At 38.7% G+C, this 15,571-nt stretch carries 10 protein-coding genes, 1 tRNA gene and 1 pseudogene; 6 read left to right on the plus strand and 6 right to left on the minus strand.

Annotated elements, in window-relative coordinates; all coding sequences use genetic code 11:
* Positions 1 to 2 precede the first annotated feature (2 nt).
* From ACWODM_RS12460 to ACWODM_RS12480, 5 genes and pseudogenes are all read right to left on the minus strand, one after another.
* Positions 3 to 4,049 (minus strand): TIGR02680 family protein, encoded by a 4,047-nt coding sequence (locus ACWODM_RS12460; RefSeq protein WP_455321698.1) that lies wholly within the window; start codon positions 4,047 to 4,049, stop codon positions 3 to 5.
* The gene (locus ACWODM_RS12465; protein WP_455321699.1) at positions 4,042 to 5,160 is read right to left on the minus strand and encodes a TIGR02678 family protein; all 1,119 of its coding nucleotides are present in this window, start codon (positions 5,158 to 5,160) and stop codon (positions 4,042 to 4,044) included. Before ACWODM_RS12465 ends, ACWODM_RS12460 begins: the two co-directional genes overlap by 8 nt.
* Positions 5,157 to 6,755: a TIGR02677 family protein gene (locus ACWODM_RS12470; RefSeq protein WP_455321700.1), complete on the minus strand. Its 1,599-nt coding sequence runs from the start codon at positions 6,753 to 6,755 to the stop codon at positions 5,157 to 5,159. Before ACWODM_RS12470 ends, ACWODM_RS12465 begins: the two co-directional genes overlap by 4 nt.
* Positions 6,756 to 7,430: 675 nt before the next feature.
* Entirely contained in the window at positions 7,431 to 7,853 is a 423-nt protein-coding gene (locus tag ACWODM_RS12475) for a hypothetical protein (protein WP_455321725.1), read from the minus strand.
* A gap of 601 nt (positions 7,854 to 8,454) precedes the next feature.
* Positions 8,455 to 8,702: pseudogene (locus ACWODM_RS12480) on the minus strand (IS5/IS1182 family transposase); the annotation flags it as partial.
* Positions 8,703 to 9,136: 434 nt separating this feature from the next.
* Here ACWODM_RS12480 and ACWODM_RS12485 point away from each other — a divergent pair.
* The 6 genes from ACWODM_RS12485 to ACWODM_RS12510 all read left to right on the plus strand — a co-directional run bounded on the left by ACWODM_RS12485 (position 9,137) and on the right by ACWODM_RS12510 (position 15,336).
* Complete coding sequence (locus tag ACWODM_RS12485; protein ID WP_455321701.1) at positions 9,137 to 9,757, plus strand: 50S ribosomal protein L25/general stress protein Ctc; 621 nt, start codon at positions 9,137 to 9,139, stop codon at positions 9,755 to 9,757.
* A 200-nt stretch (positions 9,758 to 9,957) separates the two neighbouring features.
* On the plus strand, positions 9,958 to 12,639 hold the full coding sequence (locus ACWODM_RS12490) for a cation-translocating P-type ATPase (protein ID WP_455321702.1): 2,682 nt from the start codon (positions 9,958 to 9,960) through the stop codon (positions 12,637 to 12,639).
* Between the two features lie 88 nt (positions 12,640 to 12,727).
* Positions 12,728 to 13,276, plus strand: a complete 549-nt coding sequence (locus tag ACWODM_RS12495) for a DUF3267 domain-containing protein (protein WP_455321703.1) — start codon at positions 12,728 to 12,730, stop codon at positions 13,274 to 13,276.
* A 173-nt stretch (positions 13,277 to 13,449) separates the two neighbouring features.
* On the plus strand, positions 13,450 to 14,637 hold the full coding sequence (locus ACWODM_RS12500; RefSeq protein ID WP_455321704.1) for an FtsW/RodA/SpoVE family cell cycle protein: 1,188 nt from the start codon (positions 13,450 to 13,452) through the stop codon (positions 14,635 to 14,637).
* Between the two features lie 5 nt (positions 14,638 to 14,642).
* The gene (locus ACWODM_RS12505) at positions 14,643 to 14,996 is read left to right on the plus strand and encodes an arsenate reductase family protein (RefSeq protein WP_455321705.1); all 354 of its coding nucleotides are present in this window, start codon (positions 14,643 to 14,645) and stop codon (positions 14,994 to 14,996) included.
* 1 nt (position 14,997) lies between these two features.
* Entirely contained in the window at positions 14,998 to 15,336 is a 339-nt protein-coding gene (locus ACWODM_RS12510; RefSeq protein WP_455321706.1) for a glycine cleavage system protein H, read from the plus strand.
* A gap of 53 nt (positions 15,337 to 15,389) precedes the next feature.
* On the opposite strand, the gene ACWODM_RS12515 is transcribed toward ACWODM_RS12510, so the two are convergent.
* Positions 15,390 to 15,462 (minus strand) — tRNA-Thr (locus tag ACWODM_RS12515).
* Positions 15,463 to 15,571 lie beyond the last annotated feature (109 nt).

The raw sequence follows: 15,571 nt of genomic DNA on the forward strand, positions 1-15,571 counted from the left end.
AATCACTCCAAAATAGCTTGGCGTTGATGTCCGTCCCAATAATACTGAATAGTAGTTACTAAGTTAATATTTTGTGGTCGTAATAATTCATAGATCATCAAACTTGAGACTGTGGCATAGTCTCCAAATAGAGCTTGTGAATTCATAATATAGTTAAATTCTAGCTGTTCACAAGCCTTAAATAGTTCAGAAATATTGGCATCATCAATTCCTGCAAAGGCTTCGTCTAGTGTAATAACTTTTGGACAGAAAGCTCCCGCTCCTTTGTAACGAGAATTGACCGCTGCAAACAACGGTAGATACATGGCGATTGCTTTTTCTCCGCCACTAAATTGATTGAACCGTTTATCGCTTAAGACTTGAGCTTGATATCCATCATTGCCGCGTTTGAATTTTAATTCAAATTCAAACCAGTCGCGGTAATCCAATACTTTTGCGATGGCTTGAAACAAGGTGTTGCGATCGTCTTCGTTTTCTTTGACCTGTGCTTGTGCATAGTAAACTTTTTCTTGGAAATGTCTAGAAATCGCTTCTTTATCACTTTCTGATAATAGTTGTGGTTCTTTTTCCAATAAGGCAACAAGTTTTTTTGTACCTAGGTCTTTCTCAGATAAACTACTTAATGGTTTCCAACGAATAGATAAAGATAAACCGGAAGAATTTTTTTGAGCTTTTAAAATTTGATTCATTTGATCAACCCATTGTGCCGATTGTGCGATTCGAGAACGTAAAATATTCCCTACAGATTCTAAAATGATCGTTTTAAATAGTTGCTCGTCCTCTTTACTTAACAAATCTTGCAATATCAGTTTTTGTTGTTCTAATGTATCAACTAGTTCAAACACCGTTTGCTTTTGACCGTCAATCGTAAATCTTGGTACGCTATAGTGATTATAGTTTGAAAAATCACCTAGCTGCTGCTCCTCTTCATTGGAAAGTTCAATACCTACCGATAGTACAAGTTGAGGATTATAGTTTTGTAACTGATCTCGAACAAACTGGAATCGTTGAGTGGTATCTTGTGCATACTTGCGGATTTTCTCAAGATTCAGCTCTCTCCTGTACTCTTTTGCTAATTGTTGCAAGGTTTGTTCCTCTGAAACGACAGGTGCCTCATGTTTAAATAATTCCTGCCACTTTTCTTCCTGATAAGTGACTTGGACTAGTTGTTTTTCAGTTATTTTATATTGTGTTTTTCGTTCGCTGACTATTCCAATTATTTCTTGGATTTGTTGCCGCAATTGCTTACTGGACTGCTTTCGTTCCCATTGCTCCTGCTTGTTTTCCGCCAACCGTTTTTGTAGCTCCTGAACATCCAAAATACTTTGTTGTTCTAAGTTTTCCTGAATGGAACGCTGCTTAAGTATTTCTTCACGCAACAAATCATTGATTTCATGACTGTATTCATCCGCATCTTTTCGGTAAGTTGTAACATAATCTTGGATTTGAACGATTAAACGTGTTTTGTCTTGGATCTTTTCATAAATAACATAAACATCTCGTACATTTTCTTTATAGTTTTTTGCATAATGCAATGCTTCTTCATACACAGTTACACTCAATTTTAAGTTATCGTACTTTGTCAAATACAATAATTCTTGATTTTTTTCATATACCTGCACAGAAATCTCTTGAACTTGAGCTTCTTTTCGCACTTTTTCATCCGTAATTGTCTTGATTGTCAATTGCACAGTATGCATTCTGTCAATGGCTTCATACACCTCTCGTCCAGTCGGTACTTGTCGATACATGTGATCCATCGCTGTTTTTTCGGTTTGCTTGGCTTCAATCTTCAATTCAAGTTGTTCTACTTGATCTTCCAAGTCAGCTATTTCCGCTTGCAAATCGATAATTTTTTGTTTTCGGTAACGTTCTTGACTGATAAAACCAATATAACTTGCTTGATAAGCTTCCGGCATCTGACCGTTTAAGTTACTAATTTTGTAAGAACCATCACTAAAAATCGTTGGTGAGACTTCATTCACATCATCTACTAAAATACTCTGAAGAATATCCATCATTAAAGGTTTCAAGGATGCTTCCATTCCCTGATCAACATCCAAATAATCCGCCAAAGTTGAGGTAAGATACTGAGGAGCAGGTAAAATCTGTTGATCATCTGCCAAAACTAAACCCTCTGCTGAAATTAAGCTGTCCAGTATTCCAGAAGCATACAAGGCTCCTTCTAAATTATTTTTGATTTCTTCCGATAAATTCGGTAAGAAATCTACACTTTTATAAAAGTTTGCTGATAATTGCATCTGATTTTTTAAACGATTGGCTTGACGAGTTGCTCGTTGTTCTATTTCTGGCGTTTTTTGTTGCTGCCATTCTTTGATTTCCGATTGCTTTTCTACAATCTGCTGCTTTGTTTTACTTTTTTCTTGCGCTAAGCGCTCAACAGCTAACTGATTCTGATTAATCGCTGCTTGATAGCTTTGGTGAATTGGTCGCAAAATTTCTTCTTCACGAATGCTTTCTTCCAATAATAACTCCATTTGATACATGATCGCACCGTAGGCTTGTTCAGATACACTAAAGGATACTTGTTGGCGCCATTCGTCAATCGCGTGCTTCCAATGGGTCACTTCAGCAATTCGAATTTGCTGCCACTGACGTAAATCTTTTTCTTGTCCATCTAGTCGCTGCTGAATATCTCCTAATTCTTGTTGATATTCTTTGACTTTCTCTTGTAAGTTTGACATGATTCGCAATAATTGGATGACCGATTCAAAATAACTTTGTTTTTTGTCGATTTCGTTTTTCCAATACGAAAATTCTTCTGGTTTCATTTCTGTTCGCAGTTTTCCAGCAAACTGTTGATCCAGTTCTTCAAATCCTAAGTACTGCTGATATTGCTCATTGTCAATTAATAATTCTTCTAAATCCTGACGCATATCCTCCAAACTGGTTTCTTCTGTTGTTAAATTTGCTTGCTGAATTTGGATTTGTTGCTGTTTTTCTTGTAATACTACTTGCGCTTTGTTTAATCTGGTTTGTACTTTTCCCAATTCCTCTTGTAATTGTTGTCCATATAAAACCAGATTCATTCCTTCATGTTGACTCAAATCCTGAATACTCATCTCCAGGGCTTCCAGCTGTACTTCATTGTCATCGGACATTTGATTTTTCGTTATCAGATCTGTTTCTAATGCTGTGATTTCTTGAGTAAGTCGTTTACAATCATTGACTACACCTTCTTTTTCTTTCACTAAATCGAGCCATTTTGTCGATAATTGTCCAGTAAGTTCCTCGTGCCAGCGTTGATAACCTCGCGCGACATTTCCCAAATCTCGTAATTCATTGGATAAATCTTCCACCCGTTCATGATGTCCATCTAGACGTTCAATCGTTTTGGACAAGGTTAGCAATTCATCTTCTTGTAATTTCGGTAGTGAGTCTCTCAGAATTCCGTAAATAACTGTTGGCCTAAAATCCTTGGATAGTTTTGGACTGCGTAAGTTCATCAGCAGAGCGATCAATTCATCAAATTGCTCCAGTGTTTCAAAGCCAAAAATATGTTGCTTAACATAATGCTTATACGCTCGTTGATTCTCAAATATTTGACCAACACCATCTAAACGGTTTTTGAGTTTTTGCTTGGTTAATGGTGTAAATTCATCTTTTCTTAATTCTTCAAATAACTCAAAATCAAATCCAATACGTTGATTATTCTCAATTGCAAAAAACCACTTGTTCAATTGAGCGCCACGGTTCGCATGCATACCGATCCCAATCGTCAAATACTCTTCGCTTTTTTGTCGCTTGACTTCTAAAAACAAATACCCGATACCATCATCTCTAGTAGATACACCTTTTTCGCCAAGCAAATAATCTTCCATTTTTCTGTCTCTTGAACCAAATGAATCTAAACGGTAAGCACTCGTGTCCCCATCAAACAATACTGGAAATAGACTTTGCATTGTCAAAGATTTCCCTGACCCATTGGTTCCTCGCAACAACATTTTTCCGTCTGCAAATTGAAAAATTTGGTTTTGATAATACCAAAAATTCAGTAAACCCACACGATTTAATACCCATCTACTCATCTTCTAACCTCATTTCTGCGATTAAACGCCCTAATGCAGGGTAAATCTTGACTTTTTCTGGTGTTGCCTCAAATAATCCCCAATCTGACCCTCGCCTTAATATGGCTTGACTTAACTGTTTTTCTGACATTTCTTTAAATTCTTTCGACCAGTAGGACTGGTATGTTTCTTGCAAATCCTTTAGCAACAATTGCCATTCCTCTGAGGTCATTTCACTGATTCCATAGGCTAAATGATCCAGTTCTGCCTGTCGTACTAAGGTAGCTACCTGAATCAAAATTTCATCTACTACTTGACGGCTCGGAAAATTTTCACCTGACCCTTCTCGTTTTTCCGTAGTAAAAGCCGCATAATCCCGATACAATTCGTAAGAAAAAAACAAATTATTTTCCACAAAATCACGCATATAATGATGGTAATTACGCAAGCGTACAAACAATTCTTCATTTTCTGTTCCACGTTTGAGCATTGGCTCCATCATTAAACGTTGATAGAGCATCTGATTGACTTCCAAGTTGCGACTGGCACAAATGTCTTGCCAGTATTCCTCAAAGGAAGAGTATTCTGTGTATGCCATCGGCGCTCTGGATAATAAAGCTCGCGACTGCGCTGTGGTTACGAATAATAACTCCTGATTCTCATTGGATTGTTCAAACGCAACCATTTCCCCTTGAATTTTTTCAATTAAATGAAGCTGCTCCAGTTTCTTTAAGACTCGTACAATACTCGTTCGATGATTGTAATTTGTCCAATCTACATCGATTTCTTCAGGAAACAGCATATCTAAATTACGAATCAATTCATCCAGCATAAAAGGAGTCTCTGATTCAAGTGACTCAACATACGCCATCACACAAGCAAATAACACATAGTCCAGCTGTTCTTTTAATCCAATGTCTCCCATCCAAGCTTCAAGAGTATGAGGACGTTTTAATAACTGGATATACTGAGGACGAACAATCAAACTCATCCCAAAACGCTGTCGTAATTCTTTTTGCAGCTCATTTTGATGGCGACGTAAAAACTGATAATCTTCCAACTGATCTTCCCGAATAATCCAAAATTGATCAAAGAGTAACTGCAGAGCTTTTTGTAAGTCTTCTGGTTTCATAAGCTACTCACTTTCTCTATTTTTACTTTAGGCATTTCAAGGTCTCCATCTTCACAAGGTACGACCACACGCTGATTACGTTCAATCGTTACTTGAATATCATAGTTTAGTTCGGTAGCGATTTTCTGAGTGACCGTTGTTTGTACTTTTTGATTGACAGAAGCATAGGTTGCAATCGCTGAACTCATCCATTTAAGAAAAATCTTCCTTGATTGTGCATCCAAATGATTGATCGTTGAAAAGTCAATAACATTGTCAATAAAATATGATTCGATCTTTTGTTTATAGGCTTCTTGCTTTTCCTGATATGCTTGTAATTGCGCTTTTTGTTGTTCATAATCGATTGTAAAGCTTTTGGCTTTACGTTCTAAACGTGCCCCGCGTCCACGATTATTCAAAAATAGTGTGCTGGCCGGTAATTCCCAACTATCTTGTTTCGTACTTGTTGCTTCACTCGCTTCAGGTACATAGAAATGTCGTGTTTGACTCAATCCGAAAATGGCTGCGTATCTTTTTTGTGCTTCCGCTAAATCTTCTGCCTGCTGAAACCATTTAGCAATTTGCAGATAATCTTTGCGTCTGCTTTGATATTGTTGAACTTCTTGTCCATAAAAATAAATCAAACCAGTAATTTTCGTAATCATTTGATCGGTTTGTTGCATTAGATTTTCATATTCACTCGGTCTGTTCTCTCTTCCTAAGAACCATGTTTTGATCGTTCGTACTTCACCTTGAAATTGTTCTGTGACTTCTTCTTTGGACATTCCGTCAAAAGTAGGAATCTCTAATTCCTTTTGATACAGTTCTTCAATTAATGTCTCTTGATCAATTTGATCGATCTTCGCGACCACAACTTTAAACTGATGGTACAGACTTTGGACTGTCGCAATAAAATTACGCAAATAATTCACAAATCTATCTTTATAAATCAAAAATTGTTCTGCTTTCATTCGGCTATCGACATCTGGGCTTGTAATATAACCAATGTAATTAGCCGTATCTTCGCCAATTTTACGAAATTCTTGTCGTGTCGCCAACCAATTCTCTAAAAGATCGCCCTCGCCGTTGATCAATTGATTTAATAGCTTCAACAGTCTGCGAATTCCTTTTTCATCCAGTGCGCCACGAGTTGCATTTTTCTTATGAGTTAGCTGAAAAACCATTTCTTCAACAATGATCCCCTCATTGGTTATCTGATAGCGAAAATTTTTATTCCGATACTCCTCTATCGACTTAGGACGAATCATTTCTTGTTGACGTTGCAAATTTCCCCAACTGACTAGATTTTCCAAATCTTGATTCAATTCAAATTCCTTATAGCTGACATCGTGTTCACTACGCATATACTCTAATATTTCAGGACGATACAGTACTCCTTGCATCTGACGATGATTTGTATAAAAAAAGCGCATAATTTTACGATAGCGTTCTACATTTTCAACGGTTAAATAATTAGCTGCCCAAATTTTTTTTACCATTTGATGTTCCCTCCACTGAGCATTTTTTAGCCCCCTTAAACGATACTTTTCCACAACGGCTTCTGCAGCATCTGCAACTTTAATATTACCAGCCACATATTTTTCTACTAACTTCATGTATCATCTGAAGTGGTACAGTATCCAAAATCGAATAATTCAAAATAACATTTCAATGTTTCGCACGATCGATTTTAGTCGTATTTTTTTGCTGAATATTTGTAAGCAAACAGACTTGGTTAACTTTTTTTTAGAATGGTTTAATGGCATACATTATATCATATTTTTAGAATCGCTTCTCACCATAAGTGACAATAGTTTTTTATAAAGCTCCGTCCCCACTTGGACTAATTTCATAAGTCACTTTGTTAGAAAAGAAACAGTCCTTAGCGATTCGTTGCTTGCCATGTTTGGACATTATAAGTCACCTGGGTGATAGAGAGAGATCCTATTAAAACGAGTATCATTGAGCTGATAGGAATCCATTCACACGTTCGACACTACTTCACTCCTTGTAGTTCAGTTCAGTTTCCAGCCTTTGTAACTCGATCAGGATGGTTGTACTTCTTTGCATCATTCATCTGCTTGATTTTGATGACTTTTTGACACATTCCCTCACGCTGTAACGGACAGTCTTGTTTATGGTAGAATAAAAGTACACAACCTGGCAAAGAAAAAAGCCATTGTGAATCACTCGAAATTCCTCTAAAGTTAAATTCTCGACAAATTTAGCTGGAGGTAGAAAGGCGTACTCACGATGACTGATATTCATACTATCAAAAATTTACGAAATAATCACAATAAATCAATGAATCCTATCCGAGAAGATTGGGGGGAATTGGCAAACAGCCAAGAGATATGCCGATAAAAAAAGATAGTATCCTTGTTCACTAATTCTGAAATAGATGAAAATTCATTATTTAATATTTGCTCACCTAAAACCTGCTCAACAAACTTCCGATCTGTAAATAATACTGGTCGAGAATTTATCTTAACTAAGTGTCCTTCTCTAAACAATTCGTTTAAATACCTGCTTGCTGTATTTCTTTTTATATTGAATAGTTTACTAATCTCATTTGCCGTAAATGTATTCTCTTCTAAAATTTCTCTTTCATTCTTTAATTGATTTTCTATATGTTTATAGATTATTTCTCTCACTTTTACAACCATTCCTTTCACTTTCCAGCATGGGGCTTTACAACAAGCCTCTCCAAACATCGTTCTAGCTTTTTCTCTACGTATTACTATAAAAGAACTGCACACTTTTATACCGACAGGAAATTTTTATCATTTCTTAACGTATTATGTCATCTATGTTCACTAAAGATTGGCACCGCACTACGTTATCGACAGGAACATAGCAAATTGATTTCTGCCTATCATTGAATATTGGGATACCATAAAAGTTCACTTCCGGAATCCGTTCACACTCTAATTATAAAAGAAAAAACTGCAGATCTCATCCAATTCTTTGGACTTTGTCTACCGTCTGAGATTAGCAGCTGTTTAATTTTTTTCTGACACTAACAAAGGGGGTTGTGACATAAGTAAAAGCAAAACAAAAATATCCGAACAAAATAGAATGAATTTCGCCAAACTTAGGTGAATTTGCGACGAGGCCCAACTGGACCGTAGGAGCAATCTTCTATTGTTCGGATATTTTACTGTTAAACGACTTATGTCACAGGCCCGTCCTCCAAAGCATATAAACTGTGCAATTCTTTGGGGTTCCATGCGAACCATCACACAATAGGGGGGCTCTTCTTTCAAATTTTCCCCAGAGATGATCACTCTTCCTTTAACAGGGACAACCGCAACTTTCAACGTCCCAGCCAAAAGGGCTTTTACCTTCTTTGGTTTGTTGTCCTCTGATTTCTTTTTCTAATTCTTTTTGCTACGCCTTTGCCTCCACAAGAGTCAATTCTTTCGTGAACTTATGTTTATTCCCATTAATTTTGATATGTGTGGGCTCCCTGTCCAAATGTTCCTCAGTGACGCCCCCTATTTTGACCGCTTATTCTAAATATGAGCAAAGATGCCTTTAAACAAGGTGGTTTCTCTAAATTGTCATGCATCATTTTTAATAAATCCAAAGTCCGAGAACCAATGGTAGGCACCGATTTCTTAGTTAGATCAGTTCCAGTATATGCTTCCTTACACTAAATAAAAAAATCCACTGTTTTTATTTGACCTCAAGAGCCCTGTGTCAGGTAATCTAGCTTAAATTTACGCGCACACTCTGTTGAACAAATTATTCAAAATAGTTGACTTCTGCAGTAATTCCACGTATGGTTGAAGAGTAAAGTAAATAAAAGTTCTCACTACACACAGCGTTACAACCTGGTGGAGAAAGATCTAAACAACCTTTCTGGGTAGCTGTGTATTCATAGCTACCCTTTTGCGTGTTCTCAATCACGTACCCACTTAAAAATGTGCATGAGTAACAAAAATTTGCTTAAAAACTACTGTCAAAAGACAGGAAATTTAGGAGGAATTAAGTTATGTCAGTATCATTAGAAGTAAGTAAGAGAGAAGTTCGCCCCCGTTCACTTAGAAACAAATTGCGTCACGAAGGAAAAGTGCCTGCAGTTGTTAATGGCTACAAAGTAGAAAGTACACCTATCGCAGTCACAGCGGCTGAGTTAGAACGTGTATTAAGAGAAAATGGTTTGAATACCGTTTTCACTTTGACGATCGACGGAAAAAAAGTCAATACCTTGATTCAACATTATACATCAGATACCTTTACTGGTAAGTTTACTCACGTTGAGTTCTTATCTGTAAATATGAAAGAAGAAACCGAAGTAGATGCAGAAGTTCTCCTAGTTGGTGAAGCTGTCGGTGTCAAAGCCGGTGGTGTTTTGACACAAAACCTATACAGTGTAACAGTTTCTGCTACACCTGATAAATTACCAGATAATATCGAATTAGATATTTCCGAGTTAGAAATTGGAGATTCTGTCTCCGTCAGCGACATTCCAAAATCTGAAGATTACGAGATTTTAACAGATGCTGAAGAACAAGTCGCTTCTGTCAGCGAACCTCAAGTCGTTGAAGAAGACGAAGAACCAGCGGAAGCAGCTGAACCTGAAGTTATCGGCGAATCTAACGACGAAGAATAAAAAAAGGTTCATAGATCTCGCAAAGCAAGTTTGCTTTGCGAGTTTTTTTATCTTCTATATTAATACAGCATTCCTTTTTCTCTATAGCTTTCATTTGTCCTCTATTTCATTTCTTGATAAGCTGTATTTAACCATACTTTTAAATTCTTCGAAAAAAAGTATGCAGGCAATAAAGAAAGAAGGAAGGAATGCAATGAGATATGGAAAAAATCTATAAGAAAGAAACCGATCAAATCGTTCAAGATTTTGAAACAGATGCAATGAATGGGTTGAGTACAGAAGAAGCTGCCAAACGCTTAGAAAAATACGGCCCGAACGAATTGGATTCCTCTGAGGAAGTTTCACTGATCAAGATCATTTTACAAAATTTAAACAGTGTGATTGTTTATTTACTATTAGGGGCTTCGATTCTCTCCTTTTTAATGAACGACCCTGTTGAAGGAGTAGCTGTATTGATTGCCGTGCTGATCGCTGTCGTTTTTGGCGTCGTTTCGGAATATCAAGCGGCAACCTCCGTGGAGTCTTTGTTGGAACTAGTGACATCAGAAACGGTCGTCATTAGAGAAGGAAAACGGCAAACGATTCCTTCAAGCGAGCTCGTCCCAGGAGATCTGATGTATTTAATCAATGGCAATACGATCAGTGCCGACGGCCGGATCATTGACTCTAGCAATTTCGCCTGTATTGAATCTTCTCTCACCGGCGAAGCAGAATCTGTTGAAAAAAATGCGGATCCTTTGACCGATGAAGAAAGCTTGTCGATCGGAGACCGCGTCAATTGTGTCTTTTCTGGAACAGCTGTCACACGTGGAAATGCTTATGCGATTGTAACAGCTACAGGAATGAAGACAGAGATCGGACATATCAGCGAAATGATGTCTGAAGGTGAACATTCTGAATCACCGTTAAATAAAGAATTGAATCAATTAGGAAAATTACTGATCCTCTTTGCTTTTGTTGCAGCGATCTTAGTGATTCTCATCGGACTGATCCAAGGAAATGAATTGTCGTCTGTCATCCAGATTGCAATCATTTTGGCGATCTCTGCGATTCCTGAAGCCTTACCGGCCGTTTCCACGATCACGCTTGCCCGTGGCATGAGAAAAATGGCCACCCATCAAACAATGGTTAAAACCTTGGCGTCAGTGGAGACTCTCGGTTCTACCGATGTCATCGCCAGCGACAAGACAGGCACTTTGACTGAAAACCAAATGACCGTCGAAAGAGTCTACCTGACCAATGAAGCACAATATACAGTTTCCGGTACAGGCTATTCGACAGAAGGAACCGTCACAAATGACAAAGAACAGCCTGTCAATTTAGAAGAGGATGAAGCATTAAGCGAATTCATCCATGCTGCTTTACTGGCCAGTGAAAGCGAATTGGTCGAAAAAGAAGATGTCAATGAGATCATCGGTGATCCAACAGATGGTTCGGTCGTAGTCTTAGGACATAAATTGTCATTGACCAGAGAAAAACTGGAAAATGCCACCTATACGTTGGAAAAGAAATTTCCTTTTGACTCCGAAAAAAAATATATGATGAATATCTATCAGGAAGACGACCGTTCGCATCTCTTTATCAAAGGTGCTCTGGATGTCCTCATCGAACAGAATCAAAGCAGCGAAGAAAATCAACGATTAGAAGCCATCAACGAAAAGATCGCAGAAGAGGGCTTACGAGTGCTGGCGATTGCTAAAATCTCCGATTATACCGGCGAAGCAGAAGAAGAAGCGATCGAAGCACACATGGCGGAACAAGGACTTACGATATTAGGTCTTGTGGGAATCATCGATCCTCCTAGAAAAGATGTCATCGAATCTGTTGCCTTGACCCAACAGGCAGGGATCAAGGTGAAGATGATCACAGGAGATCATCCCAAAACAGCCAGCGTGATCGCCAAGGAAATTGGAATCGAAGGCTACGAACAGACGATTACTGGAACTGAACTGGATCAGCTTCTCGCGGAAACACCTGATGACTTCTATGAAAAAATCAAAGACATTGCTGTTTTTGCCAGAGTTTCTCCTGAAAACAAACTGCAGATCGTCGAAGCCTATCAAGCAAATGGATTGACTGTTGCGATGACTGGTGACGGTGTTAATGATGCGCCTGCACTAAAAGGAGCAAACATCGGAGTCGCCATGGGGATTCGCGGGACAGAAGTCGCCAAGGATGCTTCGGACATGATTTTAATGGATGATCGGTTTACTTCTATTGTAGAGGCGATCAAAGAAGGCCGCATCATTTTTTCAAATATTAAGAAATTCGTTTATTTCCTTTTTACTTGTAACATGATCGAACTGATTTCCATTTTTCTAGCACTGCTACTGGTACTACCACTTCCACTAAATCCACTTCACATTTTGTGGTTGAATCTGGTTGTCGACAGCTTTCCTGCCTTGTCACTAGCTTTTGAACCAGGCGAAGGCAATATCATGAAGCAAGCCCCTAGAAACAAAAAGGAACGCTTGGTCAATTGGCCCTTCATTCAAAAAATCGGACTTAGCGGGTTGATTATCGGGATCAGTTCTTTCCTCGTTTTCTTGTATTTTTTCCATCATTACGATCAGGTCGAATTGGCTCAAACAGCAGCCTTTACTTCCATGGGTCTAGGACAACTGGCCCATATTGGCAACGTCCGGAAAGAAAATCACTTTGGCTTTTCACCGAAAAATTTTGCTGAAAATAGATACTTATTAGGCGCCTTGGCTATTTCTTTCGCCTTGATTCTCTCAGCCATTTATCTTCCCGGATTAAACGACTTGTTCCATTCGGTTCCTTTACAGCCGATCCACTGGCTGATCATTGTCGCGCAGGTCATCGCCACCACGATCCTCGTTTATCTCGCTAAAAAAGTATTTATCAAACGCGAAAATTAGTCTGAAAAGAGCTGTTGCAGGAATCAAACAATGCAGCAGCCTTTTTGGCTCTGACCTGCTATAATCAAGAAAAAACAAGGAGGCTCTTATGAAACAGATTCAAAGTATCAATTTAATGGAAGACAAAAAGCTGATCGTTCGGCTCAATCTTGCCTCATTGCCACTGATGGTGGTGTTCTTCATTCTCTTTACTGGTGTCTCTTTATTGAAGGATACCTCTACCCAGCATTCTTTTAGTCTGCTTACTTCTTTCTTAGGCTTAGTTCTCTTGTTTCTCCTGATCATCATTCATGAATTGATCCACGGGTTCTTTTTTAAATTGTTCAATCCTGAGGGCAAGGTAAAATTCGGCTTCAAAAATGGCTTGGCCTACGCAACAAGTCCCCATTCTTATTATTCTAAAGGACAGTTCAGCATCATTAGTTTGGCCCCTTTCGTCTTGATCACTTCGTCCTTGATGCTTGTTTTTTTCACTACTGATTGGTTGTCTCCAAGTAGCTTCATCCTTCAAAGCTCGCTACATGCTGCCGCTTGTGTCGGAGATTTTTACTTCATTTACTTACTATTGAAAGCTCCCAAACAGGCACTGATCGAAGACACTGAGCAAGGAATCAATTTTTACTTGAAAGAAGCCTGAGTTCTTGCGTTTGTACTTAGGGAAACGAAACAGTTAAGCGCTTCTATGACAAAGTGACTGGCCAGCGTCCCAGTAGTTTCTAAATTTTTCTTGAATGTCCGACTGGAAGGCTTTCCTTTCTAAGGGTTTACCTCTATAATATAAAGAGTATTTTTTAGGGAAAGAGAGAGCCAATGAAAAAAAATAATGTACTTAAAAATGAAAATAGAATTGATTATGGTGTGATTCTCCCTGTTTTTCTGTTATGCCTGATTGGTTTAGCATCCTTGTATGTCGCGCTTAATCATAGTTTCAATCTGGTGTACTCCGATAATCCGTTACGGGGGGTAATGACACAAGGTTTGTGGTATGTGGTAGGAATCATCGCCGTAGCAGTCATTATGCAGATCAAATCTAAATGGCTGTGGCGCCTGACACCGATCATTTACGGAGCTGGACTGATTGTCATGGGCTTATTGGTCAAATTTTACGATCAGGCTACCGAGGCCCTTACCGGCTCCCGTAACTGGTTCAAATTCGGATCCTTTTCTGTTCAGCCAGCAGAGCTAATGAAGATCGCTATGATCTTAATGCTGGCGCTCGTGGTAACACAGCATAATAGCAAGCACAAAGAAAGAAGCTTAAAAACAGACGGCTTGCTGATTGCTAAGATGTTGGCAGTCACGATCCCCGTGATCGCACTAGTCCTACTTCAACAAGATTTCGGAACGATGCTAGTCTTCCTAGCTATTTTCATGGGCATCTTCTTGATGTCTGGCATATCCTGGAAAATCGTGATCCCCGTAATCATCGCCTTTGTTCTGCTGGGAGCAGGGGTCATCTATCTGGCTTTAAGCGATACAGGACGTGAATTACTCCAGCAAATCGGCGTCCAACCCCATCAATTTGACCGGATCGATTTGTGGCGGGATCCTTTCCTTGATCCACAAGGTCAGATCGCCCGTTCGATCATGGCAATCGGTTCTGGCGGAATGTTTGGTAAAGGCTTTAATGTCAGTGATGTTTATGTTCCGGTTCGAGAATCAGACATGATTTTCTCGATCATTGGTGAAAATTTTGGTTTTATCGGCAGTACCTTTGTCATTCTGTTGTATTTTATTTTGATTTATCGTATGATTCGTGTATGTTTCGATACGAATAATGAGTTCTATGCCTACATTGCCACAGGAATTATCATGATGATTCTGTTCCATGTGTTTGAGAACATTGGCGCAAATATCGGTCTATTGCCTCTGACAGGGATTCCTCTGCCTTTCATCAGCCAAGGGGGTTCCGCTTTATTGAGCAATATGATCGGGATCGGTTTGATACTCTCTATGCGTTATCAAGCAGAAGCTTCACCAAAGACATTGAGAGGATGAAAACAATGTTTACCTTATATTGGTATCCAAAATGCAGTACCTGCAGAGATGCAAAAAAATGGTTAGAGGCTCATGGCCAAACCGTTGAAACTGTAGATATGATCCAGCAGACCCCTGATGCCAAGCTATTAGAGACTTGGGTAAAAGAAAGTGGTTTGCCGCTTCGTCACTTTTTTAATACAAGCGGAATGAAGTATCGCGAATTGGGCTTGAAAGACAAGCTCGACAACTTTACACTAGAAGAGGCCTGTCAGGTCTTGGCAACAGATGGTATGCTGATCAAACGTCCCGTTCTCGTAAAAGACGGACATTTTCTCGTGAACGGATTTAAAGAAAACGATTATAAAGGAGTTCTATAAAATGAAAAAGCCATGCTTAAAGAAAAAAGACAATCTATGGGTACTATTCAACGGTTCTGAGTATGTTGTAGGATTGACGAAAGAAGCACAGGATGACTTAGGGAAAATCACCTTTGCTTCTGTTCCTAAAGTTGGTCAAAGCTATTCTCAAGGGGATACCTTCATAGAGCTAGAAGCAGAAAAAGCCGTCAATGAATACAGCAGTCCCTTAACCGGAATCATTTCTTCAGTCAATGAAAAAATCGATCAATCGATCGACATTTTGAACGATGCTGATGAAATGAATGCCTGGATCATTAGTTTCAAAGGCGTAGATGCTGCTGAGTTTGAAGCATTATAAAAATATAAAAAAAGAGACAAACGCTATTATGATAACGTTTGTCTCTTTTTTTATGCCAGCTATAGGGATCGAACCTACGACCTATGCGTTACGAGTGCATTGCTCTACCAACTGAGCTAAGCTGGCAAAATCACAAAAGATATTATAGAAAAAAATCAGCAATAAGTAAAGCAAAAACTGTCGAAAAAACAGCCTTGAGGAAAAAAATCTGAAAATATGTTATAATAGACACAAT

It is taken from the genome of Enterococcus olivae, from assembly GCF_053760925.1.

What these genes read in the sequence shown, in the direction of transcription:
- ACWODM_RS12460 (WP_455321698.1), bottom strand. Translation starts at nt 4,049, where the DNA reads ATGAGTAGATGGGTATTAAATCGTGTGGGTTTACTGAATTTTTGGTAT.
- ACWODM_RS12465 (WP_455321699.1), bottom strand. Translation starts at nt 5,160, where the DNA reads ATGAAACCAGAAGACTTACAAAAAGCTCTGCAGTTACTCTTTGATCAA.
- ACWODM_RS12470 (WP_455321700.1), bottom strand. Translation starts at nt 6,755, where the DNA reads ATGAAGTTAGTAGAAAAATATGTGGCTGGTAATATTAAAGTTGCAGAT.
- ACWODM_RS12475 (WP_455321725.1), bottom strand. Translation starts at nt 7,853, where the DNA reads ATGTTTGGAGAGGCTTGTTGTAAAGCCCCATGCTGGAAAGTGAAAGGA.
- ACWODM_RS12485 (WP_455321701.1), top strand. Translation starts at nt 9,137, where the DNA reads ATGTCAGTATCATTAGAAGTAAGTAAGAGAGAAGTTCGCCCCCGTTCA.
- ACWODM_RS12490 (WP_455321702.1), top strand. Translation starts at nt 9,958, where the DNA reads ATGGAAAAAATCTATAAGAAAGAAACCGATCAAATCGTTCAAGATTTT.
- ACWODM_RS12495 (WP_455321703.1), top strand. Translation starts at nt 12,728, where the DNA reads ATGAAACAGATTCAAAGTATCAATTTAATGGAAGACAAAAAGCTGATC.
- ACWODM_RS12500 (WP_455321704.1), top strand. Translation starts at nt 13,450, where the DNA reads ATGAAAAAAAATAATGTACTTAAAAATGAAAATAGAATTGATTATGGT.
- ACWODM_RS12505 (WP_455321705.1), top strand. Translation starts at nt 14,643, where the DNA reads ATGTTTACCTTATATTGGTATCCAAAATGCAGTACCTGCAGAGATGCA.
- ACWODM_RS12510 (WP_455321706.1), top strand. Translation starts at nt 14,998, where the DNA reads ATGAAAAAGCCATGCTTAAAGAAAAAAGACAATCTATGGGTACTATTC.